We start from the raw sequence: 26,910 nt of genomic DNA, 5'->3' as shown, positions 1-26,910 counted from the left end.
AGAAAGTTATCGTAATATGAACAGAAATGTATTCATCGCATCGTCCGACGTCGCCGCATTCACGGACTGGCTGGCCAAACACTACGGTAGTCTGTCGATCCGGCTGAACATCAAACCGTCACGCTTTGTCCGAGGCGGCCTTCGCAGCGACGTAGCCGGGCTCGATTTGCTGGAGCATTACCGCTGGCGTACGAAGGGCAGCGAAACGGGCAACTGGCAGGAAACGCGGGACTATCTGCGCGAGCTGGGCGATGCCTTGAAGCGGGCGATTGCCAGACGCAACGATGACGAAGTGCTGGACGCCTGCCGCCGGATCCTCGCCTGGGGCGGCAACCGTAACGACGCGAAAGGCGCCATGCCGTTTCTGAAGGCGCTGCATGCAGAGGGAAAGCTGGCGGAATACCTGGACACGTCAAGCCGCGCGTTCGCGCTCGACGCCGCCATTATCGACGGCGGCAGGCCGCAGGCAGCGAAGATGAATTCCATGCTGACCAAGGTCCACGCGCTCGCATCGCACGACGGATTGCCGATCTACGACTCGCGGGTCGCGGCGGCGATTGCCGCACTCGTCGAGCTGTGGCGCCGCTTGCAGGGCAAGACAGCCGAACCGCTGTCATCCAGACTGGCCTTTCCGGCAATACCGTCGGACCGCTCCGTGCACAGCCTGTTCGCTGATGCCCAGAGCCCCGGTGTCCTGTCGTACGCGCCCGCCTTGGCCACCACGACGGCCATCGAATGGTGCAGCGCAAAGATCCGGCTTGGCTGGCTGATGGCCGCGGTGACGGAAAAGGCGCCCGGGCTGTTTGCGGGCGAGGCCGCAGAGGACCGCATGCATGCGTTCGAAGCAAGCCTGTTCATGATCGGCTACGACGTCGGCTGCCTGAAGGAGAATGCGCCGGGTGCCGTCACCGGCGAGAAGCAGCGCATGCAGATCCGGCGGGAGGGCGCAGCAAGGCTCAGGCGCGATCATGCGGGCTTGCCGCATACCGCGATCAGCACGCTGAATGGCAAGACAGCAAACATCAGCTACGCGGGCAACCTGCACATTGGGTTCTCGGGCGTCTGGAGCGAGACCCAGTTTGCGTTCGACAGCGACTTCCTGCAGGAGTTGTTGAACGACTTTCCGTCAGGCGAGGAGGCTGGCCTCGGCGCCAACATGACCGGCGATGTCGCATCCGATACGCTTGGCTACTGGATCAATCAACACTACCCGGCCAAGCCGCGCAGGCTGGCATCCGTGCTGGCGCCGATCCTGGTTGCCGAAGGCTGCGCGGAAGCCATCACTGGCGCTTACCCGATTCGCCTGCGTTTTCTCTGAACGCAGGCGAGCCGGCACGGGGATAGTGCAATCAAGCGTATGGCGCCGAGGAACAGCGTGCCTATTTCGCGCGCCGCTTGAAGTCGCGCGGGCGGAAGCCCAGCAGCATCAACACGGCGAAGTAGGCGACGGCAGCAGCCGCGATGATGGCCGCCAGCGCACCGGCACGCAATAGCGGCGTGGCGCGCAGCGCGATCCAGTCGAACTGCAGCTGGCCGAACCAGGACACCGCGCCCATCACGACGACCGCCACCAGCAGCTTGAGGAAGAACTTGCCCCAGCCCGGCTGCGGCACATAGATCTGGCGGCGGCGCAGGCCTGCATACAGGAAGGAAGCGTTGATGCAGGCGCCCAGGCCGATCGACAGGGCCAGGCCGGCCACGCCCAGGAGGGGCACGAAGACCAGGTTCATGAGCTGGGTCGCGATCAGCACGCCCACCGCGATCTTCACCGGCGTGCGCACTTCCTGGCGCGCATAAAAGGCGGGCGCCAGGGTCTTCACCAGGATGAAGCCGAGCAGGCCGGCGCTGTAGGCCATCAGGGGCATCGAGGACGCCGCCACGTCGCCGGCATCGAACACGCCGTAGTGGAAGAGGGTGGCGATCATCGGCACGGCGAGTGTCGCCATGCCGACCGAGGAGGGCACGGCCAGCAGGAAAGTCAGGCGCAGGCCCCAGTCCAGCAGCGAGGAGTATTCCTGGGTGTCGCCTTCGGTATTCGCCTTGGCGAGACTCGGCAGCAGGATGGTGCCAAGGGCCACGCCCAGCAGGGCGGTGGGGAATTCCATCAGGCGGTCGGCGTACTGCAGGGCCGTGACCGCGCCGGCCGCGAGGCTGGCCGCGATGGTGGTGTTGATCAGGAGGCTGATCTGGGCCGCCGAGACCGCGAACACGGCCGGGCCCATCTTGCCGAGCATGCGGCGCACGCCGCTGTCGCGCAGGCCGACAAAAGGATTCAGGGACAGGCGCGGCATCATGCCCAGCTTGACCAGCGAGGGGATCTGGATCGCTACCTGGGCCAGGCCACCGACGCAGACGCCTACGGCCATCGCGTAGATCGGCTGCTCGAAGTAATCGGCCAGCACCAGGGCGGACACGATGAAGGAGATGTTCAGCAGCACCGGCGTGAAGGCCGGGATCTTGAAGTGGCGCCAGGTATTGAGCACGCCGCTGGCCAGGGCCACGAAGGCCATGCAGGCGATGTAGGGGAACATCATGCGCGTCATCAGGACCGCGGCGTCGAAAGCCGCCGGTTCGCGCTGCAGGCCGCCGCCGATCAGGTAGATCAGGACCGGCGCCGCCAGGATGCCGACGATGCTGGTCAACACCGTGGCCCAGATCAGGACCGTCGCCACGTGGTCGACCAGGGATTTGGTGGCCTCCTGGCCATGCTTGCCCTTGTACTCGGTGAGGATGGGCACGAAGGCCTGCGAGAAGGCGCCTTCGGCGAACAGGCGCCGCAGCAGGTTCGGCAGGCGGAAGGCGATATTGAAGGCGTCGGTGAAGTTCGAGGCGCCGAAGGTGGCGGCAAACAGGCTGTCGCGCAGCAGACCGGTGATGCGGGACACCATGGTCATGCTGGAAATGGCGGCGAGGGTACGGAGCAGGTTCATGGCGGGCGATTATACTTGGGCAACTACCCCTGCACGTGCCAGCGGAGACATTTAGGCATTTATGAATTGCCCTGAACCGTTTCCTTCGCTATAATCGTGGGCTGTACTGAATTCTGTTAGCAGACACGAATCGTTGGGCAGGCACGCAAGATGCCAGTTTCACTCGCGAATGTTTGCAAACGCAACTTGACCCCGATTTAGGAAATCTCATGGCAAATACCGCACAAGCGCGCAAACGCGCTCGTCAAGCAGTTAAGCAAAACGCGCACAACTCGGCACAGCGTTCGACCCTGCGCACCGCAATCAAGGCAGTTCGCAAGGCCATCCAGGCTGGCGACAAGGCCGCTGCAACCACCATCTTCCAGCAGTCCGTGTCGACCATCGACAGCATCGCTGACAAGAAGATCATCCACAAGAACAAAGCAGCCCGCCACAAGAGCCGTCTGGCTGCTGCCCTGAAGGCACTGTCCGCTTAATTAGCGAGGTGCGTGCGGCCCCCGGGCCGCGCAGGCAGTTCTGTGCAGAGCAAGACCCGCCCGACGTCAAGTCCGGCGGGTTTTTGCGTTTGTTTCTCCGGTGGTGTCCGGGCTGCGCCCGGTGGCATCCGAGGGGGCGGATATCTTAAAACCGTGGCGCACAGTAAAATACTGGTGCATAATGTGAAACGCCCGTCTTATGTCTTATAGAAGACCTCATCAAGACAGGGAGCGTTACCACCGTTTTCAGCCATCGCGCCACCCGCGCGATCATCGAGGAAAAAGCGTATGAGCAGTGATCCGACCATCATCTACACCCTGACCGACGAAGCGCCGCTGCTGGCGACGCACGCCTTCCTGCCCGTCGTCAGCACCTTCACCAAGCCTGCCGGCATCAAGGTCGAGCAGAGCGACATCTCGGTCGCTGCCCGTATCCTGGCGCAGTTCCCGGAGAACCTGACGCCGGAACAGCGCGTCCCCGACGCCCTGACCGAACTGGGCAAGAAGACCCTCGAGCCGGACGCGAACATCATCAAGCTGCCGAACATCTCGGCCTCGGTGGGCCAGCTGACCGCGGCCATCAAGGAACTGCAGGCCAAGGGCTACAACCTGCCCGACTACCCGGCCGATCCGAAGACCGACGAAGAGAAGGCCATCAAGGCCAAGTACGCCAAATGCATCGGCTCGTCCGTGAACCCGGTCCTGCGCGAAGGTAACTCGGACCGCCGCGCACCGAAGGCCGTCAAGGAATACGCACGCAAGAACCCGCACTCGATGGGCGAATGGTCGCAGGCATCGCGCACCCACGTGTCGCACATGACCCACGGCGACTTCTACCACGGCGAAAAGTCGATGACCCTCGACAGCGCCCGTGAAGTCAAGATGGAACTGGTCACCAAGTCGGGCCAGACCATCGTCCTGAAGCCGAAGGTCGCCCTGCAGGCCGGCGAGATCATCGATTCGATGTTCATGAGCCGCAAGGCCCTGCTGGCCTTCTACGAGAAGCAGATCGAAGACGCCAAGAACACCGGCGTGCTGTTCTCGCTGCACGTGAAAGCCACCATGATGAAGGTCTCGCACCCGATCGTGTTCGGCCACTGCGTGCGCATGTTCTACAAGGAGGCGTTCGAGAAGCACGGCGCCCTGTTCGACAGCCTGGGCATCAACGTCAACAACGGCATGGCCGATCTGTACAACAAGATCGCCGACCTGCCGGCCTCGCAGCGCGAAGAAATCGAACGCGACCTGCACGCCTGCCAGGAACACCGTCCGGCGCTGGCCATGGTCGACTCGGCCAAGGGCATCACCAACTTCCACTCGCCGAACGACGTGATCGTCGACGCATCGATGCCCGCGATGATCCGCGCCGGCGGCAAGATGTACGGCGCCGACGGCCGCCTGAAGGAAGTGAAAGCGGTCATCCCGGAATCTACTTTTGCGCGTATCTACCAGGAAGTGATCAACTTCTGCAAATGGCACGGCGCATTCGACCCGCGCACCATGGGCACCGTCCCGAACGTGGGCCTGATGGCGCAGCAGGCCGAGGAATACGGCTCGCACGACAAGACCTTCGAAATCAGCGAAGACGGCGTGGCCAACATCACCGACCTCGCCACCGGCGAAGTGCTGATGTCGCAGAACGTGGAGCAGGGCGACATCTGGCGCATGTGCCAGGTGAAGGACGCCCCGATCCGCGACTGGGTCAAGCTGGCGGTCACCCGCGCGCGCAACTCGGGCATGCCGGCCGTGTTCTGGCTGGATCCGTACCGTCCGCACGAGAATGAGCTGATCAAGAAGGTCAAGACCTACCTGAAGGACCACGACACCAGCGGCCTGGACATCCAGATCATGTCGCAAGTCCGTGCGATGCGCTACACCCTGGAGCGCGTCTCGCGCGGCCTGGACACCATCTCGGTGACCGGCAACATCCTGCGCGACTACCTGACCGACCTGTTCCCGATCCTGGAACTGGGCACCTCGGCCAAGATGCTGTCGATCGTCCCGCTGATGGCCGGCGGCGGCATGTACGAAACCGGTGCGGGCGGTTCGGCGCCGAAGCACGTGCAGCAGCTGGTGGAAGAAAACCACCTGCGCTGGGATTCGCTGGGCGAGTTCCTGGCGCTGGCCGTGTCGCTGGAAGACCTGGGCCTGAAGACCGGCAACGAGAAGGCCAAGATCCTGGCCAAGACCCTCGACGCCGCCACCGGCCGCCTGCTGGACAACCGCAAGTCGCCGTCGCCGAAGACCGGTGAGCTCGACAACCGCGGCAGCCAGTTCTACCTGTCAATGTACTGGGCCCAGGAACTGGCGGCGCAGACCGACGACGCCGAACTGGCAGCCAAGTTCGCGCCGCTGGCCAAGCAGCTGGCAGCCGACGAGCAGAAGATTGTCCAGGAGCTGCTGGAAGTGCAGGGCAAGCCGGTCGACATCGGCGGCTACTACAAGGCCGACGACGCCAAGGTGAAGGCCGTGATGCGTCCGAGCGCGACCTTCAACGCCGCGCTGGAATCCTTCGCAGCGTAATCTCTTCCCGCGCGGTTCGCCGCGCTGGATGTGCGATAGCCCGCCACTCCTGATGGATGGCGGGTTTTTTCATGCCCGTCGTCTGCATGCATATCCATTTTTTCTTGCGGCCTCGAATACACAGGCTCGATACTCGATCGCATCACTTCTTTCCGGAGTCCTCATGCCAGTTCCGTATCGTTCCCTCCTTGCCGCCATGGCCTTCGGCCTGTCCCTGTCCAGCCAGGCCGCCGTCCTCCATGTCGACGTCGGCAGCCAGCTGCCGCGCTTCGACCTCGTCAAGCCCGGTACTCACCACTACCTGCGCTTCATGCGCACGCCGTCGACCGGCGCGAATCAACCGATCGACATCTGGACCCGCGAAGTCCGCTTCGAAGAACGCGAGGGCAAGCGCCAGATGCGCATCGTGCAGCGCTGGGATGGCGTGCTGCCCAAACCTTCTGTGCGCACCTTCGACTCCTGGTTCGAGACGGGCACCTTCCGGCCCCTGAGCCACCAGCGCATCAGCGAAATGGATGGCAAGCGCGTGGTGGAGGGCTTCGTGTTCGCACCGGACAAGATCACCGGCATGAAGGACCTTGCCGAGAACACGCACAAGGACCTGTCGGTGGCGTCCGGCGAGCCGACCTACAACTTCGAGACCGATATCGAGTTCCTGCAGGCCCTGCCGCTGGCCGAGGGACTGGATGCGCGCATCAATTTCTACCATCCGGGCGGGAGCCTGGCGCCGCAGCGCTATTCCTTCCGCGTGACGGGCTCAAGCACGATCGCGGGACCAGGCGGGCCGGTGGACTGCTGGGTGATCAAGACCGACTACAACCGTCCGGGAAGCGAGTCGACCTTCTGGTTTGCGAAGGGCTCGCAGCTGATGGTGCGGCAGGAGAGCCCGTTGCCGGATGGGCGGGTGATGGTGAAGACGTTGATCGATTGATCGCGATCGTTTGAATCGCCGGCTCATCGTAGGGTGGTCGGGTCCCCCGACCGCGCGTTCAAACAGTGCGTGAAGTGAAAGCGCCGCATCCGTTCAAGCGGGAGTTGAACGCGCGGCCGGCAAAGCCGACCACCCTACCTGAGCGCTGATGCCGGCACTTCGATATGCTCCCCAGGCATCAGCGGATGGGTGGCGAGCGAGAACGGCCCGATACTGCTGCGCACCAGGCGCAAGGTCGGCAAGCCCACCGCCGCCGTCATGCGCCGCACCTGCCGGTTCTTGCCTTCCTCGAGCGTGATCGCGATCCAGCTGGTCGGCTTGTCCTGGCGCGTGCGGATCGGCGGATTGCGTGGCCACAGCCACTCCGGTTCCGCGATGCGCACTGCCCGGCAGGGCTTGGTCACGAAGTCGCCCAGGTCGAGCGGCGCCTGCAGGCGGGCGAGGGCGGCCGCGTCGGCGATGCCGTCGACCTGCACCAGATAAGTCTTGGCCTCCTTGTGATCCGGATGCGCGATCTTGTGCTGCAGCTTGCCGTCGTCGGTCAGCAGCATCAGCCCTTCGCTGTCCGCATCCAGGCGCCCGGCCGGATAGATGCCGGGGATGTCTAGGTAGTCCGCAAGCGATTCGCGGCCCTCCTGTGGTGAGAATTGGCACAGGACCTGGAAGGGTTTATTGAACAGAATCAGGGGCATGAAACGTAAAACAGGTTAAGTAGTGGGAGTGCAGGGCGCCCTGCGAGGTGTGCAATGGCGCCAGTGGAAATACTGGTGCATAATGCAATACACCACACCGAAGTCTTATACAAGACCTGCAGCAGTAGTCCACATTGTAATTCAGATGCCTCCCTGCGAACGGCATCTGCGAATGCGACCACTTGGGAGAACACATGTACCAACACATCAAGGTCCCGGCCGACGGCCAGAAAATCACCGTCAACGCCGATTCCTCGCTGACCGTGCCCGACAATCCGATCATCCCCTACATCGAGGGCGATGGCACCGGCATCGACATCACTCCCGTGATGCTCAAGGTGGTCGACGCGGCCGTGGCCAAGGCCTACGCCGGCAAGCGCAAGATCAGCTGGATGGAAATCTACGCGGGCGAGAAGTCGACCAATGTGTATGGCCCGGATGTGTGGCTGCCGGGCGAGACCCTGGACGCGGTCAGGGATTATGTGGTCTCGATCAAGGGGCCGCTCACCACGCCGGTGGGCGGCGGCATCCGCTCCCTGAACGTCGCCCTGCGCCAGGAACTCGACCTGTATGTCTGCCTGCGCCCGGTGCGCTACTTCGCCGGCGTGCCCTCGCCGCTGAAGCAGCCCGAGAAGACCGATATGGTGATCTTCCGCGAGAACTCGGAAGACATCTATGCCGGCATCGAATGGGCCGAAGGCTCCGAGGGCGTGAAGAAGGTCATCGAGTTCCTCACTAAAGAGATGGGCGTCAAGAAGATCCGCTTCCCCGAGACCTCGGGCCTGGGGATCAAGCCGGTTTCGCGCGAAGGCACCGAGCGCCTGGTGCGCAAGGCGATCCAGTACGCCATCGACAACGACAAGCCTTCGGTGACCCTGGTTCACAAGGGCAATATCATGAAGTACACCGAGGGCGGCTTCCGTGATTGGGGCTACGCCCTGGCCCAGAAGGAATTCGGCGCCGAGCTGATCGACGGCGGTCCATGGTGCAAGTTCAGGAATCCGAAGACCGGCCGCGAGATCACCATCAAGGATTCGATCGCCGACGCCTTCCTGCAGCAGATCCTGCTGCGCCCGGCCGAGTACAGCGTGATCGCCACCCTGAACCTGAACGGCGACTATATCTCGGACGCGCTGGCCGCGCAGGTCGGCGGCATCGGCATCGCGCCGGGCGCCAATATGTCGGATTCGGTGGCGATGTTCGAAGCCACCCACGGCACCGCGCCGAAGTATGCGGGCAAGGATTACGTGAACCCGGGTTCGCTCATCCTGTCGGCGGAGATGATGCTGCGCCACATGGGCTGGGTCGAGGCTGCCGACCTGATCATCAGTGCGATGGAAAAGGCGATCACCTCGAAGAAAGTCACCTACGACTTCGCGCGCCTGATGGAAGGCGCGACCCAGGTCTCGTGCTCGGGCTTCGGCGAAGTGATGATCGAGCAGATGTAATTCCGGAGCGAAGAGTGCGAAGCCCTGTGCGTGCGCGCCGGGGCTTTTCTTCTTTTTGAGGTAGTCTCTTTGATATGAAGAGAGGGCAGGGTACCGCAGGGCGAAAAAAACCCCGCCGCAGCGGGGTTCTTTGCTTCCGGGAGGGGGATGATTACATGCCCTGGATGTTGGAAGCTTGCTTGCCTTTCGGGCCCTGCGTGACTTCGAATTGGACTTTTTGACCTTCTTTGAGGGTCTTAAAACCGTTCATATTGATTGCGGAGAAGTGCGCGAACAGATCTTCGCCGCCGTCATCAGGAGTGATGAAGCCAAAACCTTTGGAATCATTGAACCACTTAACAGTACCAGTTGCCATAAAGAAAACTTTCTAGTAAAAACAAATCACACGAGCCATAAAAGCAAGAAGCTTCTTGCCCCCTCCTCAGCCTGCTCACTTCTTATCAACGAGTACATAAGTACAGGTCGATAACTGCATTGTTGGTTGAATAACCACGCAAGTCAAGAGCTTTTGCGCGGTTGTTGCCAAATTTTTCACGGTAGAGGTAACGCGGCTCTTGATTTCGTCAATTGGATCGCCATCTGCGCATTCAACGGAAAACGCGTAAGATGGAAAGCACATGAAAACGAGCTGATGTTTACGCTTGGCACTGATTTTGAAAGCATTAGAATACGTCCCATGGCTACCAAGCATGACACTGAACAGCTGCTGGAACGGCAGACCGTAAAACCGCCCCCTCTGTACCAGGTGGCGTTGCTGAACGACGACTACACGCCAATGGAGTTTGTGGTTGCGATCATCCAGGAGTACTTCAACAAGGATCGCGAGACAGCGACCCAGATCATGCTTTCCGTGCATCGTCACGGCAAGGGCGTGTGCGGGGTGTTTTCCAAAGATATAGCGTGTACCAAAGTGGAGTTTGTCTTAACGCATGCGCGTAAGGCAGGGCACCCCCTGCAGTGCGTGATGGAGGAAGTATGATTGCGCAGGAACTTGAAGTATCCCTACACATGGCCTTTGTCGAAGCCCGCCAGGCGCGCCACGAGTTCATCACCGTGGAACACCTGCTGCTGGCCCTCCTCGACAATCCATCAGCCGCCGAAGTCCTGCGTGCGTGCGCGGTCAATATCGAAGACCTGCGCAAGACCTTGACTAATTTTATCGGTGATAACACCCCGACCGTGCCCGGCACGGGCGAGGTGGACACCCAGCCGACGCTCGGATTCCAGCGCGTGATCCAGCGCGCGATCATGCACGTGCAGTCGGCCTCGAACGGCAAGAAGGAAGTTACCGGCGCCAATGTGCTGGTGGCGATCTTCGGCGAGAAGGACTCGCACGCTGTTTACTACCTGCACCAGCAGGGCGTGACCCGCCTCGACGTGGTCAACTTCATCTCGCACGGCGTGCGCAAGGACCAGCAGATGGACACCACCAAGGCGTCCGAAGGCGTGGAAGAAGCGCAGGTCGAAGGCCAGGCCAAGGAAAGCCCGCTCGACCAGTTCACCCAGAACCTGAACAAGTCGGCTGCCGACGGCAAGATCGATCCGCTGATCGGCCGCGAGGAAGAAGTCGACCGCGTGATCCAGATCCTGTGCCGCCGCCGCAAGAACAATCCGCTGCTGGTGGGCGAGGCCGGTGTCGGCAAGACCGCCATCGCGGAAGGCCTGGCATGGCGCATCGTCCAGGAAGACGTGCCCGAGATCCTGCAGAACGCCGTCGTGTATTCGCTCGACATGGGCGCGCTGCTGGCCGGCACCAAGTACCGCGGCGATTTCGAGCAGCGCCTGAAGGCCGTCCTCAAGCAACTGAAGGACACCCCGAACGGCATCCTGTTCATCGACGAGATCCACACCATCATCGGCGCGGGCTCGGCTTCGGGCGGCACGCTCGACGCATCGAACCTGCTGAAACCGGCCCTGGCCAACGGCCAGCTCAAGTGCATCGGCGCGACCACGTTCACGGAATTCCGCGGCGTGTTCGAGAAAGACCACGCCCTGAGCCGCCGCTTCCAGAAGGTGGACGTGAACGAACCGTCGGTCGAGCAGACCGTGGCAATCCTGCGTGGCCTGAAGTCGCGCTTCGAAGAGCACCATGGCGTCAAGTACTCGGCGTCGGCGCTGTCGACCGCGGCCGAGCTGGCGGCCCGCTTCATCAACGACCGCCACCTGCCCGACAAGGCCATCGACGTGATCGACGAAGCCGGTGCGGCACAGCGCATCCTGCCGAAGTCGAAGCAGAAGAAGACCATCGGCAAGACCGAGATCGAGGACATCATCGCGAAGATCGCGCGGATCCCTCCGCAGACCGTCAACCAGGACGACCGCAGCAAGCTGCAGACCATCGACCGCGACCTGCGCAACGTGGTGTTCGGCCAGGATCCTGCCATCGATGCGCTGGCATCGGCCATCAAGATGGCGCGTGCCGGCCTGGGCAAGACCGACAAGCCGATCGGCTCCTTCCTGTTCTCGGGCCCGACCGGCGTCGGCAAGACCGAGGTCGCCAAGCAGCTGGCCTTCATCCTGGGCATCGAGCTGGTGCGCTTCGACATGTCCGAGTACATGGAGCGCCACGCCGTGTCGCGCCTGATCGGTGCGCCGCCGGGCTACGTCGGCTTCGACCAGGGCGGCCTGCTGACGGAAGCCATCACCAAGAAGCCGCACGCGGTGCTGCTGCTGGACGAGATTGAAAAAGCCCACCCGGACATTTTCAACATCCTGCTGCAGGTGATGGACCATGGCACGCTGACCGACAACAACGGACGCAAGGCCGACTTCCGCAACGTGATCATCATCATGACCACCAATGCGGGCGCCGAGAGCCTGACCAAGCGCTCGGTGGGCTTCGTGGATTCGAAGGCGGCAGGCGACGAGATGGCCGACATCAAGCGCATGTTCACGCCGGAGTTCCGCAACCGCCTGGATGCGATCATCAGCTTCCGCGCGCTGGACGAGGACATCATCCTGCGTGTCGTGGACAAGTTCCTGATGCAGCTGGAAGAGCAGCTGCACGAGAAGAAGGTGGAAGCGGTCTTCACCGAGAAGCTGCGCAAGTTCCTCGGCAAGAAAGGCTTCGACCCGCTGATGGGCGCCCGTCCGATGTCGCGCCTGATCCAGGACATGATCCGCAAGGCCCTGGCCGACGAACTGCTGTTCGGCCGCCTGGTCAATGGCGGCCGCGTGACCGTGGACCTGAACGAGAAGGACGATGTAGTCCTCGAGTTCCCGGAAGGCGACGCCCTGCCGCCGCCGGCTCCGGCTGAGACCGTCGAGATCGAGTAAAAATCGGTCTCTCGAAAGAACCGCGCCTCGGCGCGGTTTTTTTTTTCGTCCCGGAGTAACGTCGAGTGGTGTTGTAGAAAACCTACGTTGACGGCTATCAAGGTCGGCCAGCGCCTCGTCTGGCATTTTGACGTTTAGTGTTCACAGGAAAATTCTTCATGAACTTTCTAAACGTTGCCGGTCTGTCCTTTGGCCTGACTCAGTCGAATCGCCCGATCCGCCTGCGTTTGTCGCATCCGCAATCGACCTTGGATGACGTCTTGTTCGTCAAGCGCATCTGCGGCCGTGAAATGCTATGCGGCGGCATCGAATACACGCTGTTATGCATTTCAACGCAAGCCGGACTGCCACTCAAGGAGTTCATTGCACTTCCTGCGGAAGTGCAGTTCGTCACCGACCGAGGAGAGCTCCGTTCGGTGTGTGGCATCGTTTCCGAGGCATCGGCAGGGCAGAGCGATGGCGGGCTCGCGAGCTATCAATTGCTGGTTCGCGACGCCCTGGCCTTGATGGACCGCCGTATCAATACCCGCATTTTCCGCAGTCAGAATGAAGTCGACATTTCGGCGGACCTGATCCGCGAATGGCGTGGCTTCAATCCAATCCTGGCAAAAGTTTTTGACCTCGATACTTCCGGAATCACGGGTGCTTATCCTGCGCGCGAATTCACGATGCAGCATAACGAGTCCGACGCTGCATTCTTGCGCCGCCTGTGGAAACGCCGCGGGATCGCCTGGTTCATTCGGCCCGGTCAGGCCACGGAATCCGGGAGCGCGACGACGGCTTCTCATACGCTTGTGCTGTTCGACGCGCCGCAATCGCTCGAACAGAATGCTGCCGGCACGGTGCGCTTTCACCGTGATGCCGGTACCGAGGTGCGCGATGGTGTCTTCAACTGGAGCGCCATCCGTTCATTGAGGCCAGGTAGCAGCAGCCGGAGAAGTTGGGATTATCTCCAAGGTCAAATGATGTCGACCCAGTCGCCCACCACCATGCGACAAGGCGAGGCTGGCGACCAATTCGCATTCAGCCTGGATGACTATCAGGTCGAAGCACCACATGTAGGTGACGACAGCTTGGACTTCCAGAGGCTTGGTGAATTGCGCATGCAGCGCCATGAATACGAAGCCAAGTGCTTTCATGGTGAGAGCGGTGTACGCGACTTGTGTGTCGGACAGTGGTTCAGGTTGGACGATCATCCGGACATCGACACGCACCCGGAGAACGAACGCGAGTTCATACTAACCGACCTGTCGATGGTCGCCGAAAACAATCTACCAAAGGAGGTCGATGAGCGGGCGCAACGCCTGTTCTCGGCAAACGCCTGGGAACAGCTGCCCGCGATTGATGCACTTGGCGACGCCAGCAGCGAGCGTGACGTCAGATACACCAATCGCTTCGTTTGCGTCCGACGCGGTGTCCCGATCGTGCCAAGCTTCGATCCTCACATCGACCTGCCGCGTGTACGCCTGCAGTCAGCCGTCGTGGTCGGACCGCCTGGCGAAGAAGTGCACTGCGATTCTCTGGGACGAATCAAGCTGAGGTTTCCCGGAACCCGGGAAGAGGATCACCCTGACTGCGCAGGCGCCAGCAATACCGACCGGGACTCTGCTTGGGTGCGAGTTGCCAGCCACTGGGCAAGCGACCGCTGGGGCGCCATCAGCCTGCCTCGGGTCGGCGACGAGGTGGTGGTGGACTTTTTGGGCGGGGACCCCGACAAGCCAATCGTTATCGGCCGCGTGCATGGAGGCGCGACTCCTCCGCCAGCATTCAGCAATGTAGGCGACTTGCCCGGGAATCGATTCCTGGCCGGAATCAAGAGCAAAGAAGTGCGGGGAATGCGGTGCAATCAGTTGAGGCTGGACGATACGCCTGGACAGATAAGCGCACAGCTGGCAAGTGAACACGGGCACAGTCAGCTCAATCTTGGATGGCTGACGCATCCACGAAGGGAAGGGGAGGGCGAAGCGCGTGGTGAGGGCGCGGAACTGCGCAGTGACCATGCTGTCGTTCTGCGCGCGGCGCGCCTCATGCTGCTCACGACCCAAGCGATGCTGGGCGCGTCGGGCAAGCAGCTCGAGCGCGAGCCCTTGCAGGCGTTATTGGAAGGCTCGGAGGGGTTGCTCAAGGAACTGGGGGAATTCGCCGAGCAGCATCAGGCCATGCCTGTCGATCTCGCGCCGCATCGGCAGCTGGCCAAGGATTTGCAGCGCGCCGATCAAGCCAACGATGCCGGTCCAAGCGATGCAGGGCGAGCGGGGGCGCCGCTCATTGCTCAATACGCTGCAGGCGGCTTTGTTTGTGGCACGCCCGGCTCGTCTGTCAACTACTGCGGGCGACAGCAGACTATCGTGGCGCAACAGCATCTCCAGGCCTTTGCCGGACAGCGCATGAACATCCAGGCAGGCAAGGGCATCTCGCTGTTCGCACATCAGGACGGCATGAAGCACATTGCGCGTACCGGCAAAGTGGATATACAGGCGCAGCAGGACAGCATCGCCATCGCAGCAGATCGCGATGTGAAAATCACCGCGAGCCAAGGTGAGATCGTGATCGCAGCGAAGAAAAGCCTCACGCTTCTATGCGGAGGAGCGTATATCAAGATTGCCGACGGCAAGATCGAACACGGTTGCGCCGGCGATTTCACGGTAAAAGCCGGCACACACAAATGGGATGGCCCTGCGCAGCAGGAGGCACAATTGCCTTTCTTCCCGTCCGCCGAGCATACGAACTGGCTGAAACTGGATCTCGACGGCCACCAAGGTGCGCCAATGGCGGGTGTGCCCTACACCCTTCATTTTGGGAACGGACAGACAAAAGACGGCACGCTCGACAGTGCAGGAATGGCCGAAGAGCGCAACTTGCCCGATACGGTCTCGAAGGTCGTCTACCACAATGCACCCGGCGCCAAGGACGAACCGCGACCGACGGTCGGAGACTTGATGTCGGGTCTCGAACCACTCCTGGCCCAGGAGCCGGATCTGATCGATACCTCGCGTGACCCGAGGAGGCAATGATGGCTGACCAGACCCTCGATGCGCTCAATGAAGTCCACGGCCAGGCAAAACCGGACGATATCGGGCTCGGCGAATGGATTTGGGGTGCGCTTCAGGGCGACTTTAATGCCGAGCGAACGACCGGGCAGATTGGATTCGACATGGTGGTGTCATTAATTCCCGTCGTCGACACCATTTGTGACTTGCGCGACCTATGCGCAAATATTCGCCAATACAGAGTGGATCCCACCAACAAGGTGACATTGTTCTTCATCGCGACGGCACAGTGGTCAAAAGCGCGTTGCGTCTGGTGTGGGTGTACCTGAAGCCATTGGTCAAGCACGCCGACGACATCATCAACACTACCAAGCTGGTTACAGCGGCGGGACGTGCATGCGATGCTGCCCTGCCGAAGATCACCGAATATTTGCAGCATAACCAAGTGGCCAAATGGGCAACGGATGGTAAATTGCCTAATATTTACCAGTTTATGGCAAAGACCATCAGAGAGGCCGCGAACAAAGTTAATCCGTCTAAGCTTAAAACGATGTTGGATGAGAAATTCGATAACCTTAAGGCTTTATTGGGGAAGATCCGAGCGGTTGTACCTGGCAACATCCGTGAGCGTCTCGATGAGTTGACAAAATTCATTGAAACGAAACGTAGCGTCTTCAGTGACGCAGTCAAGACCTACGCGAAACCGGTACGAACGGTCTTAAATGTGATTGCGAAAAAGCTGGATGATCAGGCATGGAAGGTTGAAACTTACCGAACGAATAGAGGATGGATTTCCCCGATTTCAGAGTCGGGGTCGGCTAGGCTGATCAATGCTAAGCCACCAAAGTGGGTGACCAAACGTAGAAAAAGGTTGAAACATCCGAAGCTGGAAATGGACGCCAATGAAATCGGAGATTTGATGAGCAAGCATCCAGATCATCCGCCGCTGCAAAGCTGGCTCGTTGAAACGTTCGCGAGCACGGGCAAGAAAATCAAGGCCGATTCCATAAGGGGGCCAGGTAAACTCTATCGAATTGTGGATCCCTCCAATGAGGGCGCTGGGATATTTTGGATGACCGAAGCTGAGTACAAGGCAATCAAAAACCGCGATGAATGGCGCAGCAAGTTCGCCGTCAAACCAGAGTGGAATCAGAATGGATGGGTGGTGGAATATGAGATAAAGAAAGGAGAGTCATTAAATGTTTGGCGCGGCCCTGCTGCAAGCCAGGAGCTGAAGGGGACGGGCTATTGTCTCGAGGGAGGAGGGGAGCAAATTGTATTTTTCCCAGGGAGTCGCGACGAGATAGTAGAAGCGCTGCCGCGAGTCGACAGCGATTCCGGTGAGTTTTTAAAGGATCGTGATGGAAGTGTAGATCGCCGGATCGAGTACATTGACTTGGCAGGAGAGGCAGCACCAGTCAAATTGCGTGCGCGAATCACGGATCCGCATATAAAGGGTCCCACGGAGACCGGTTGGGGGGCGACAGACTATCAGCCTGAAGAGGCGAAGCGGATTCTATTGACCGCGCCAGCATCAACCTAGAATGTCTTTTACGGAGAATAGTGTGAGAAATATGAACTTGGAAGCCGCGATCTGGTATTTGTTCGCGTCAAGAGAATTTTTCGAAGCGGCAGCTAGAGAAAGCGAGGCAACGCTGGAGTGGTTCGGAAAACTCGCCATATCGAAGCACGTTGCAGATTTCGGCAGGAATAACCAGATTTTCGATACGTTTAAGACATGGACACGTGATTTTCGGCGTGGCGCCGAGTTGGCGACGTTGGGTGATTATGAGTTTATCTGGGACACGGCGCGTTGTGTCAGTGGAGATGTTCGCGGGATGATGGAGCAACCGCTCCTTAGCTGGATGACTAAGGCTGAGTATCGCGAGTTCAGTGAAGTAAAGATTAACCGAATGATGAGTTATGCCAGGCAGATCACTCGTGTGCTAAATAACGCGATGACCGCGGCCGAATGCTTTTTCGATCGCGATCCGGACTGCCCGGAGCGAGCGGACGATGATGACGGCTTTGCAGGAGAAGAAATTATCAAGTCATTTCGCTCGAATATTGAGCGGTTTGACAATATGCTTTCATGGAAACTGCCTGAACCACTTAAAGAATATATTATCGACAAATCGACCTCGTGTATGACCGGCGAGGAAGTGCCGTGGACCGGCGTTTGGTATCCAGATACTGGATTGGAACGACACAGCCTGACATTTGCCATCAAAGGGTTGAGGATGCAACCTGCATTCCGGATTGTGAAAACCAAGGAAGAACTCAAATCCGAGGGTGCTTATCTACCTAGATCCGAAACCGTCGCGGTGGCCACGCTATGGCATCCAGTCATACCATCTCTTCAACCGGAGGAACGAACCCGCGAACTGCTCGCAAAAGCTGGTCAATTGTGTCCGAAAGCAGGGATTTGGCAGACTCAGGATGTCAATGCATCAGAACGGAACTTTAAGATGAACGAAGCGATGGCCAACTTGGGCTCCGCATATGGATTAACCGTATGGCGCTGGCTCAGGGATGGCTGAGCTTTATCTGAAGTAATCAAGTTAACATGCAAGAGCCCGGAGCCCACTTTAATAGAAAGACAATCGCGTCAGAGGACCTCTAGGAGAGAAATATCATGAAGGGAGTCATTCGGTTTGGCGACGCAACCAGCCACGGCGGCAAGGTCGTAGCCGCTTCTGGTACTGCACTCTTGCATGGCATCGCAGTAGCCCGAAAAGGGGACGCTTGCGTGTGCCCGCTCAATGGACATTCACCATGCGTCATCGCGGAAGGCGACCCCGCTGTGCTGATCGCCGGAGTTCCTGTGGCATTCGAAGGACATAAAACTTCATGTGGCGCGACACTCATCTCTTCCGCTCCCTCGTCGGCGAAAATATAAACGCCGTTCGCTCGATAGAGCGCGTGTACGACTAGCGCTATGGCACAGGAGCAGGGAGGAAACGATCGCCCGAGATTCCCTCTGGTTCCACATGCTAGTCAAGTCTGCGATCAGTTCGCCGTACAATTACCCATCTCGCACACTCTTTTTTGCATGTATGCACGCCGCAGCCGCGTGCCCATGTGGCAAACTCTTCCTCTTCAGTAACCCTTGCCACATTGAACATGAACGTGCCCCGCACCATCCTTGCGCTGTCGCTGGCGCTCATCGGCAGCCAGGCTGCCGCCGCAGACCCGTACTTCCGCTTCCCCGCCGTGCGCGGCGACACCGTCGTCTTCACGGCCGAGGGTGACCTGTGGCGCACCACGCTGGCCGGCGGCAAGGCCACGCGCCTGACCACGCATCCCTCCGCCGAGACCCAGGCGGCGATCTCCCCGGACGGCAAGTCGGTCGCCTTCGTGGCCTTCTACGAGGGGGCGCAGGAAGCCTATGTGATGCCGATCGAGGGCGGACTGCCCAAGCGCATCACCTTCGAGAACGGCGGCGTGACGGTGCTGGGCTGGACCGCGCAGGGCGAGGTCTTGGTAAGCACCGAGAATTCGACCGGTCCCTCGAAGCATCGCGTGGTCGCGGCGCTCGATCCAGTCAAGCTGGCGCGCCGCGTGCTGCCCCTCGCCGACGCCAATGACGCCGTGCTGAGCGACGACGGCCGCACCGTGTTCTTCACGCGCATGGGACTGTCCATGACCAACGATAACGTGAAGGCCTACCGCGGCGGCGCGCATGCGCAGTTGTGGCGCTACGAGCTGGGCAAACCGGGCGAAGCGACCCCGCTGTTCAAGGGAGACACGGCCAACAACCGCCGCGCCATGTGGTGGCAGGGCCGCATCTACTTCATCAGCGATACCGGCGGCTCCGACAATATCTGGTCCGCGCTGCCCGACGGCAGCGACCGCAAGGTCCACACCAGCCACAGCGACTGGGACGTGCGCACCGCCTCGCTGGGCGACGGCCGCATCGCCTACCAGCTGGGCGCCGACCTGCGGGTGTTCGACATCGCGAGCGGCAGCGACAGCATCGTCAAGGCCAGCCTGGTGTCCGACTTCGACCAGCAGCGCACCCGCCGCGTGCGCTCGCCCTTGGAGACGCTCACGAATATCGACGTGGCCAACAAGGCCGAGCGTATCGTGCTGACGGCGCGCGGACGCGTCACCATCGCCGGCACCGGCAGCTACCGCCGCGTCGAGATCGCCGTGCCGGAAGGCGCGCGCGCACGCAGCGCCGTGTTCAGCCACGACGACAAATGGGTCTATGCCTTCGTCGACAGCACCGGCGAGAACGAGATCTGGCGCTACGCGGCCGACGGTTCGGGCAAGGGCGAGCGCCTGACGATCGACGGCGCCAGCCACCGCTCCGGCATCTATCCGTCGCCGGACGGGAAGTGGCTGGCCCACACCGACAAGAAGGGCCGCACCTGGCTGCTCGACCTGCAGGCGAAGACCAATGTGATCATCGACGACGCGCGCCAGGTCGGCGCCGACGGCCCGGACCAGGTGGTGTGGTCGCCGGACAGCCGCAACCTCGCCTTCGTGCGCGTCGGCAGCAGCGAGCAGCGCAACCAGATCGGCATGTACAACCTGCCGTCGAAGACCATGGCCTTCGTCACCACCGACCGCTACACGGCCGATTCGCCCGTGTTTTCGCCGGACGGCAAGTGGCTGTACTTCCTCTCGGCGCGCAACTTCAACGTCAGCAATGGCGGCCCCTGGGGCGACCGCAATATGGGACCGGTGTTCGACCGCCGTGTCGGCGTTTACGCCCTGGCGCTGCAGCCGGGTGTGCGCTTCCCCTTCAAGCCCGAGGACGAGCTGACCAAGCCGGAAGAGCAGTCGCCCGAGAGCGCGGCGCGCCTTGCCGTGACGACGCCGGGCAAGGAAGAGGCGGACAAGACCGCCGCCGTGGCCGCCGCCGCGGCAGCCGTCAGCGCGGCCAAGGACAAGACCAGGCCCGCCGCGCCGGTGCCGGCGATCGACTACGCCGGCCTGCGCGAGCGCCTCTACCAGGTGCCGGTCGCTCCGGGCAACTACCGCGCCCTGGCCATCGACGATAAGCGCCTTTACATCCTCGACTCCGACAATGGCCGCAGCGGCACGCTCAAGACCCTGGAGATCTCGCGCCGCAGCCCGCAGCCGGAAACCTTCGCCGCCAATGTGCGTGAATTTGGCCTGAGCAGCGACCGCAAGCACGTCTTCTACCGCACTTTCAGCGCGACCGGTCCGGGCGAGATGCTGATCGTGGCGGCGGGGGCCAAGGCGCCGGCCGACGTCAGCAAGGCGCGGGTCAAGGTCGACGACTGGGCGATCAGCACCAATCCGCGCCTGGAATGGAAGCAGATGTTCAACGACGCCTGGCGCATGCACCGCGACTTCCTCTACGACGCGAACATGCGCGGCATCGACTGGGCCGCCGTCCGGACCAAGTACGCGCCGCTGGTCGATCGCGTGACCGACCGCGCGGAACTGAACGACGTGCTGGGCATGATGGTGGGCGAACTCGGCGCGCTGCACTCGCAGATCGTCCCGGGCGACATCCGCCGCGCCACCGGCGAAGGCGTGCCCTCGAGCCTGGGCGCGGTGCTCTCGCGCGTGGCCGATGGCTTCCGCGTCGACCGCGTCTACCGCAGCGAACCGGAACTGCCGCTCGAACGCGGCCCGCTGGCGCGGCCCGATGTCGGCGTGAAGGAAGGCGACATCATCACCGCCGTCAACGGCAAGCTCCTGACCGAAGCGCGCGACATCGCCGACCTGCTGCTCGACCAGGCCGACAAGCAGGTGCTGCTGCACGTGAAGAGCCCGGGCGGCAAGCCGCGCGCCGTGATTGTCACCCCGGTCTCGATGGCCCGCCACGCCAGCCTGCGCTATGCGGACTGGGAGCAGGGCAGGGCGCAGCAGGCGGACGCCGCCTCCAAGGGCAAGATCGGCTACCTGCACCTGCGCGCCATGAGCACGCCCGACATCAACGCCTTCGCCCGCGACTTCTACGCCAACATCAACAAGGAAGGCCTGATCATCGACGTGCGCCGCAACAACGGCGGCAACATCGACAGCTGGATCATCGAGAAGCTGCTGCGCCGTTCCTGGGCCTTCTGGAGCTCGAACGGCAACCAGCCGCAGTCGAACATGCAGAACACCTTCCGTGGCCACCTGGTGGTGCTGATGGACGAGCTGACCTATTCGGACGGCGAGACCTTCGCGGCCGGCATCAAGGCCCTGAAGCTGGGGCCCCTGGTCGGCAAGCGCAGCGCCGGCGCCGGCGTCTGGCTCAGCGACGGCAACAACCTGGCCGACAACGGCAGGGCGCGCGTGGCGGAGTTCGGCCAGTTCGCGGCGGACGGCGAGTGGCTGATCGAAGGCGTGGGCGTGACGCCGGACGTCGAGGTCGACAACCTGCCGAACGAGACCTTCGCGGGCCGCGACCGCCAGCTCGAAGTGGCGATCGAGCTGCTGCAGAAGAAGATGCAGGAGCAGCCGGTCAAGCCGTGGAAGCCGGCCGCGATCCCGGCGCTGCGGCGCGACGGCGGCCAGCGCGAGGGCGGCCAGCGCTGATGCCTTGAGGCGGCGGACAGGGCCTGATCGCCCTGTCCGCCGCGCGTGATGCGATTCATCACGCTGTCATAATCCATTTCTATAGTGCAAGTATCATCCCTTCAAGGTACTTGCAATGCGACTCGCCACGTTCCAGACGGGCACCAGGATACTCGGCGCCTTCGGTATCGTCTTCCTCCTTCTCTTGCTTCTTTCCGGTGTCGCGCTGTGGCGCATGCAGGCCAATGACGCCCTCACTACCGACCTCGTCTACGACAAGCTGGCCAAGCAGCAGCTCAGTTCCGACCTGCTCGGGGCCGAGCGCCTGAACGGTTCGCGTACGGTCGCGATCGCCCGCAGCGACAGCCTGGAGCTGGCCGACTACTTCAACGCCCAGCTGGCCGAGGGCAGGAAGAACGTGGCCGCGATCGAGGCGAAGCTGGGCAAGCTGCCGCGTTCGGCGCGCGAGGCGCAGTTCGTAGCCGAGGCGGGCAGGCACAAGGCGGCGCTGGCGAAGGTCGAGACGGCGCTGTTCCAGGCCAAGGAGTTCGGCCAGACCCAGACCGTCGAGCAGCTGGTCGGCGGTGACTGGGAACGGCACTACAAGGCCTATACCGGCGCCCTGGCGCTGCTCCTCGCGCACGAGGGAGAAGAAGCCCACCGCCTGGCCGAGGAGTCGGCGGCGGCCTCGATGTTCGGCAAGTCGCTGGTGCTGGCCCTCGGGCTGGCGGCGCTCGGCGTCGGCGCGCTGCTGGCGTGGCTCCTCACCCGCAGCATCGTCGGCCCGCTCCGGCAGGCGGCGCTGCTGGCCGAGCAGGTGGCGCACGGCGACCTGCGCCCGCGGATCCGCCACCAGCGCCGGGACGAGATCGGCCGCCTGTTCGACGCCCTGAACGGCATGACCGGCGGCGTGGCCGCCACGGTGGCCCAGGTATTGCAGGGCGCCCAGGCGATCGACTCGGCATCCAACGAGATCGCCGACGGCAACCAGGACCTGTCGCGCCGCACCGAGCGCCAGGCCGCGGCGCTCAGCCAGACCGTCGGCGCCATGGAAGAACTGAGCGAAGCGATCGCCCGCAACAATGCCAGCGCCCGCTCCGCCAACGCCCTGGCCCAGTCGGCATCGACCGTCGCCACGGCGGGCGCCCAGGCGGTCGAGCAGGTGGCCGCGCGCATGGGCGCGATCAAGGCCGCGGCTGACAAGATCACGGACATCACCGGCATGATCGACAGCATCGCCTTCCAGACCAATATCCTGGCGCTGAACGCGGCGGTCGAGGCGGCGCGCGCCGGCAGCGAAGGGCGCGGCTTCGCGGTGGTGGCGGCCGAGGTGCGCAACCTGGCCCAGCACTCGGCCACGGCGGCGAAGGAAATCAAGAAGCTGATCCATGAGTCGAGCGAGCAGATCGCCGCCGGTTCCGACATTGCCGGCACGGCGGGCGAGACCATGCGCGCGGTGCTGCGGCATGTGCACGAGGTGGCAGGCATCCTCGACACGATCCACGCCGCCAGCGGCGATCAGGCCAGCGGCGTGGCACGGGTGGGCCGGGCCATCGCCGAGATGGACGAGTCGACCCAGCAGAATGCCGCCATGGTCGAGGAGGCGGCGGCCGCGGCCGAGTCGATGCGCCGCCAGGCGGCCGAGCTGTCGGCGCTGGTCGCGACCTTCAGGCTGCGCGGGCAGGCGCAGTCGCCGCTGGCGCTTACTTGACCAGCGGGACGACGTAGGCCTTCAGCTCGGCCAGCTTGCCCTCGCGCAGGCGCCAGACGTCGCAATAGGCGTTGCGGATCGGGCGGCCGCCGTCGTCGTAGCTGATGATCTCGCCCTGGGCCGCCACCAGGTCGCCCTCCGCGATCAGGGTGTTCACGGTGAACTCGGGCGGCTGGACGTATTCCTCGGCCATCCAGGCGCGTACCGCCTCCTTGCCGACCAGCGTTTCGCCGCCGACAGTCGACCACACGACGTCGTCGGTGCAGCAGGCCAGGAAGCCTTCGTTGTCGCCGGTTCGTACCGCCGCGTTCGCCTGTTGCAGCACATCCTTGTTTGAATCAGGCATGGTTTCTCCTTTGCATCCATGACAAGTGATGCGACAAGGATAGCCGAAGCGCGCCGCGGGCGGCTCAGAAGTGGTGTTCCGCCCCCGGCGGCGGGACGACCCAGCCGTGCATGCGCTCTTCGTAAACCGAGACGCCTGGCGCGGGAAACGCCGGATCGGCGAAAGTCCCGACCGGGATCGTGATCCAGTCCTCCAGTCCTTCGGCCGCGTACCAGACCGTCGTGCCGCATTGCGGGCAGAAATGGAAGGTGGCGCGCGAACCGGCGTCGCCCACGCGCGACCAGGTGCTGGACCGGCCCTCGACGTGCACGGCCTCGCGCGAGAAGCGCGCCTGCGTGGCGAAGACGCTGCCGCTGCGCCGCTGGCAGGCCAGGCAATGGCAGATCGAGACCCGCACCGGCTCGCCCTCGACCCGCGCCATGAGCTGGCCGCAGCCGCAGGCGGCGAGCCGCTGTGCTTTCATCGAGGCCGCCATCCTAGATCGCCGCCAGCGCCCGGCGCAGGTCTTCGCGCTGGTCTTCGAGGTGCTCGATGCCGACCGACAGGCGGATCAGGCCGTCGCCGATGCCCAGCTGGGCGCGCTGCTCCGCCGGGATGGTGGCGTGGGTCATCAGGGCCGGGTGCTCGATCAGGCTCTCGACGCCGCCCAGGCTCTCGGCCAGGGTGAACACCTCGCAGGCTTCGAGAAAACGCCTGCTGCCGGCCAGGTCGGTGGCCAGGTCGATCGAGACGATGCCGCCGAAGCCGTTCATCTGGCGCCGCGCCAGCGCGTGCTGGGGGTGCGATTCCAGGCCCGGATAGAAGACCTTGCGGACCTTGGGCTCGCGTTCCAGCCACTGGGCCAGGGCCAGGGCGTTGGCGCTGCTGCGCTCGACGCGCAGCGCCAGGGTCTTGATCCCGCGCAGCACCAGGAAGCTATCAAAAGGGCCCTGAATGGCGCCGACGGCGTTCTGGATGAAACCGAGGCGCTCGCCGAGCTCCTTGTGGCGCGCATCAGGGCCGACCACGGCCACGCCGCCGATCACGTCCGAATGCCCGTTCATGTACTTGGTGGTCGAGTGCACGACGATGTCGAAGCCGCACTCCAAGGGACGCTGCACGATGGGGCTGGCGAAGGTGTTGTCGCAGACGGTGATGACGCCGCGCGCGCGGCACTGGGCCGCGATGCTGGAGAGGTCGGCCAGTTTCAGCATCGGATTAGTGGGCGTCTCCACCCAGACCAGCTTCGTCTCCGGCCGCAGGGCTGCGCCCAGGGCATCCGGATCGGTCAGGTCGACGTAGCTGAAGGTATGGCCGGCGCTCGCCTTGCGCACCCGCTCGAACAGGCGGAAGGTGCCGCCGTACATGTCGTCGCCGGCCACGATGTGCGAGCCGGCCGGCAGCAGTTCGAGCACCGCCGCGATGGCCGCCAGGCCGGAAGCAAAAGCGAAGGCGGCGCCGCCGCTCTCGATGTCGGCCACGCAGCGCTCCAGCGCCCAGCGGGTCGGGTTGTGCGAACGGCCGTAGTCCAGGCCCTTGTGCACGCCCGGGCTCTCCTGGCGGAAGGTCGAGGTGGCGAAGATCGGCGGCATCACGGCGCCGGTCGCCGGCTCGGGCGCCTGGCCGCCGTGGATGACGCGGGTGGCGATGTGTTTCTTTTGCTCTGTCATGAAAGCGTCCTTCTCAGGTGGTTCAGCAGGTCGTAGCGGGTGATCAGGCCGTAGAAGCGTTCGCCGTCATGGATCACGGCGGTCAGGCCACGGTCGAGGATTTCGCGCAGGTGGCCCATGCTGCTTGTGGGCTGCAGGGTCTGCAGCGAGGATGTCATGGTGGTGGAGACCGGGGCGCTGAAGTGCTTGGGTTCGGCGCTCACGTGCAGCAGCAGGTCCGATTCGTCGATCAGGCCGGCCAGGCGCCCCTCGCCGTCGATCACGGGCAGCTGCTGCAGGTCGCTGGTGCGCATGCGGTTGAAAGCGGTGAGCAGGGTGTCGGTGGGCGAGACGGTGACCACTTCGCCGGCGTCGTAGCGGCGGCCGATCAGGTCGCGCAGGTCGCCCAGCTTGGGACGCTCGATCAGGCCCTGGTCGACCATCCAGCCGTCGCTGTAAACCTTGGTGAGGTAGCGGGTGCCGGTGTCGCAGACAAACGTGACGACGCGCTTGGGGCGGGTCTGTTCGCGGCAGTAGCGCAGGGCGGCCGCCAGCAGGGTGCCGGTGGAGGAGCCGGCCAGGATGCCTTCCTGCTGCAGCAGCAGGCGCGCGGTGCCGAAGCTTTCCTCGTCGGGAATGGTGTAGGCTTTCTTCACGCGCGACAGGTCGGCGATGCCGGGAATGAAGTCTTCGCCGATGCCCTCGACCGCCCAGGAGCCCGCATCGGTGCGCAGCACGCCGGTGTTGACGTAGTCGGCCAGGATCGAGCCCTGCGGGTCGGCCAGCACGAATTCGAGGTTCGGCTGGGTCTTCCTGAAGTAGCGCGACAGGCCGGTGAGGGTGCCGGAAGAACCGACGCCGACCACGATGGCGTCGAGCTTGTGGTTGCACTGGTCCCAGATCTCGGGCCCGGTGGTGGTCTCGTGGGCGCGCGGGTTGGCCGGGTTGTTGAACTGGTCGGCGAACCAGGCGCCGGGAATCTCTTTTGCCAGGCGCGCGGCGTAGTCCTGGTAATACTCGGGGTGGCCCTTGCCGACGTCGGAGCGGGTCAGGTGGATTTCGGCGCCGAGGGCCTTGAGGTGCAGGATCTTCTCGGCCGCCATTTTGTCTGGCACCACCAGCACCACGCGGTAGCCCTTGATGCGCGCCACCAAGGCCAGCCCCAGGCCGGTGTTGCCGGCGGTGGCCTCGACCACGGTGCCGCCGGGCTGCAAGTGGCCGTCGTGCTCGGCCTGTTCGATCATGGCGCGGCCGATGCGGTCCTTGATCGAGCCGCCGGGATTTTGCGATTCGAGCTTCAGGAACAGCTGGCAGGGGCCGGTATCGATGCGGGTCACTTCGATCAGCGGGGTGTCGCCGATCAGGGAAAACAGTGCAGCTTGCGACGCATGTTGCATAGTGCCTCCGGAAGGCCGGGCGCTGCCCGGGCTGCGCGCCGCTTCATGGGCGGTGCTGGACGAAGAGAGGGCGCCGGTC

General features: G+C 62.8%; 21 protein-coding genes. 14 read left to right on the top strand and 7 right to left on the bottom strand.

The features are described from left to right. The first annotated feature begins 16 nt into the window (after positions 1–16). Positions 17–1,318: a hypothetical protein gene (locus NX780_RS14280; protein WP_258828537.1), complete on the top strand. Its 1,302-nt coding sequence runs from the start codon at positions 17–19 to the stop codon at positions 1,316–1,318. Between the two features lie 61 nt (positions 1,319–1,379). On the opposite strand, the gene murJ is transcribed toward NX780_RS14280, so the two are convergent. Further along, positions 1,380–2,930, bottom strand: coding sequence for a murein biosynthesis integral membrane protein MurJ (murJ, locus tag NX780_RS14275; protein ID WP_258828536.1), 1,551 nt, complete (start codon positions 2,928–2,930; stop codon positions 1,380–1,382). Between the two features lie 209 nt (positions 2,931–3,139). Between murJ and rpsT the strand changes: the two genes are divergently transcribed. The 3 genes from rpsT to NX780_RS14260 all read left to right on the top strand — a co-directional run bounded on the left by rpsT (position 3,140) and on the right by NX780_RS14260 (position 6,860). Further along, positions 3,140–3,406 carry a 30S ribosomal protein S20 gene (gene rpsT, locus NX780_RS14270; protein WP_036216299.1) on the top strand — a complete coding sequence of 89 codons (267 nt, stop codon included), beginning with the start codon at positions 3,140–3,142 and terminating at the stop codon, positions 3,404–3,406. Positions 3,407–3,694: 288 nt separating this feature from the next. Next, complete coding sequence (locus NX780_RS14265) at positions 3,695–5,929, top strand: NADP-dependent isocitrate dehydrogenase (protein ID WP_258828535.1); 2,235 nt, start codon at positions 3,695–3,697, stop codon at positions 5,927–5,929. Positions 5,930–6,092: 163 nt separating this feature from the next. Beyond that, positions 6,093–6,860 carry a DUF3108 domain-containing protein gene (locus NX780_RS14260; RefSeq protein WP_258828534.1) on the top strand — a complete coding sequence of 256 codons (768 nt, stop codon included), beginning with the start codon at positions 6,093–6,095 and terminating at the stop codon, positions 6,858–6,860. A 134-nt stretch (positions 6,861–6,994) separates the two neighbouring features. On the opposite strand, the gene NX780_RS14255 is transcribed toward NX780_RS14260, so the two are convergent. Further along, on the bottom strand, positions 6,995–7,552 hold the full coding sequence (locus NX780_RS14255; RefSeq protein ID WP_258828533.1) for a pseudouridine synthase: 558 nt from the start codon (positions 7,550–7,552) through the stop codon (positions 6,995–6,997). Between the two features lie 194 nt (positions 7,553–7,746). Here NX780_RS14255 and icd point away from each other — a divergent pair, with 194 nt between their 5' ends. Then, positions 7,747–9,000: an NADP-dependent isocitrate dehydrogenase gene (icd, locus tag NX780_RS14250; RefSeq protein WP_258828532.1), complete on the top strand. Its 1,254-nt coding sequence runs from the start codon at positions 7,747–7,749 to the stop codon at positions 8,998–9,000. Positions 9,001–9,151: 151 nt separating this feature from the next. Here icd and cspE read toward each other — a convergent pair whose 3' ends face one another. Next, the gene (gene cspE, locus NX780_RS14245; protein WP_020653506.1) at positions 9,152–9,355 is read right to left on the bottom strand and encodes a transcription antiterminator/RNA stability regulator CspE; all 204 of its coding nucleotides are present in this window, start codon (positions 9,353–9,355) and stop codon (positions 9,152–9,154) included. 321 nt (positions 9,356–9,676) lie between these two features. Here cspE and clpS point away from each other — a divergent pair, with 321 nt between their 5' ends. From clpS to NX780_RS14200, 9 genes are all read left to right on the top strand, one after another. After that, the gene (gene clpS / locus NX780_RS14240; protein ID WP_027864722.1) at positions 9,677–9,979 is read left to right on the top strand and encodes an ATP-dependent Clp protease adapter ClpS; all 303 of its coding nucleotides are present in this window, start codon (positions 9,677–9,679) and stop codon (positions 9,977–9,979) included. Beyond that, positions 9,976–12,276 carry an ATP-dependent Clp protease ATP-binding subunit ClpA gene (gene clpA / locus NX780_RS14235; RefSeq protein WP_258828531.1) on the top strand — a complete coding sequence of 767 codons (2,301 nt, stop codon included), beginning with the start codon at positions 9,976–9,978 and terminating at the stop codon, positions 12,274–12,276. Before clpS ends, clpA begins: the two co-directional genes overlap by 4 nt. Positions 12,277–12,434: 158 nt before the next feature. Further along, positions 12,435–15,290 carry a type VI secretion system Vgr family protein gene (locus NX780_RS14230; RefSeq protein ID WP_258828530.1) on the top strand — a complete coding sequence of 952 codons (2,856 nt, stop codon included), beginning with the start codon at positions 12,435–12,437 and terminating at the stop codon, positions 15,288–15,290. Continuing rightward, a complete protein-coding gene (locus tag NX780_RS14225) occupies positions 15,290–15,595 on the top strand; it encodes a hypothetical protein (RefSeq protein WP_258828529.1) in 306 nt (101 codons plus the stop codon). Before NX780_RS14230 ends, NX780_RS14225 begins: the two co-directional genes overlap by 1 nt. Positions 15,596–15,600: 5 nt before the next feature. Beyond that, positions 15,601–16,809 (top strand): hypothetical protein, encoded by a 1,209-nt coding sequence (locus tag NX780_RS14220; RefSeq protein WP_258828528.1) that lies wholly within the window; start codon positions 15,601–15,603, stop codon positions 16,807–16,809. Positions 16,810–16,840: 31 nt separating this feature from the next. Then, complete coding sequence (locus NX780_RS14215) at positions 16,841–17,806, top strand: hypothetical protein (protein ID WP_258828527.1); 966 nt, start codon at positions 16,841–16,843, stop codon at positions 17,804–17,806. A gap of 95 nt (positions 17,807–17,901) precedes the next feature. Then, positions 17,902–18,165, top strand: coding sequence for a PAAR domain-containing protein (locus tag NX780_RS14210; RefSeq protein ID WP_258828526.1), 264 nt, complete (start codon positions 17,902–17,904; stop codon positions 18,163–18,165). Between the two features lie 224 nt (positions 18,166–18,389). Next, the gene (locus tag NX780_RS14205) at positions 18,390–21,770 is read left to right on the top strand and encodes a S41 family peptidase (RefSeq protein ID WP_258828525.1); all 3,381 of its coding nucleotides are present in this window, start codon (positions 18,390–18,392) and stop codon (positions 21,768–21,770) included. Positions 21,771–21,885: 115 nt separating this feature from the next. After that, positions 21,886–23,460: a methyl-accepting chemotaxis protein gene (locus NX780_RS14200; RefSeq protein ID WP_258828524.1), complete on the top strand. Its 1,575-nt coding sequence runs from the start codon at positions 21,886–21,888 to the stop codon at positions 23,458–23,460. Here NX780_RS14200 and NX780_RS14195 read toward each other — a convergent pair. The 4 genes from NX780_RS14195 to NX780_RS14180 form a co-directional block, all read right to left on the bottom strand. After that, entirely contained in the window at positions 23,453–23,806 is a 354-nt protein-coding gene (locus NX780_RS14195) for a nuclear transport factor 2 family protein (RefSeq protein WP_258828523.1), read from the bottom strand. The genes NX780_RS14200 and NX780_RS14195 overlap by 8 nt on opposite strands. Positions 23,807–23,870: 64 nt before the next feature. Continuing rightward, positions 23,871–24,269 (bottom strand): GFA family protein, encoded by a 399-nt coding sequence (locus tag NX780_RS14190; protein ID WP_258828522.1) that lies wholly within the window; start codon positions 24,267–24,269, stop codon positions 23,871–23,873. A 13-nt stretch (positions 24,270–24,282) separates the two neighbouring features. Next, on the bottom strand, positions 24,283–25,455 hold the full coding sequence (locus NX780_RS14185; protein ID WP_258828521.1) for a trans-sulfuration enzyme family protein: 1,173 nt from the start codon (positions 25,453–25,455) through the stop codon (positions 24,283–24,285). Next, the gene (locus tag NX780_RS14180) at positions 25,452–26,831 is read right to left on the bottom strand and encodes a pyridoxal-phosphate dependent enzyme (protein ID WP_258828520.1); all 1,380 of its coding nucleotides are present in this window, start codon (positions 26,829–26,831) and stop codon (positions 25,452–25,454) included. The genes NX780_RS14185 and NX780_RS14180 overlap by 4 nt, the downstream gene beginning before the upstream one ends. Positions 26,832–26,910: the final 79 nt, after the last annotated feature.

It is taken from the genome of Massilia agri (assembly GCF_024753255.1).
Taxonomy (GTDB): Bacteria; Pseudomonadota; Gammaproteobacteria; order Burkholderiales; family Burkholderiaceae_D; genus Telluria; species Telluria agri.
The sequence above is the reverse complement of the archived record's forward strand: the minus strand, read 5'-3'. Positions and strand labels throughout refer to the sequence as shown.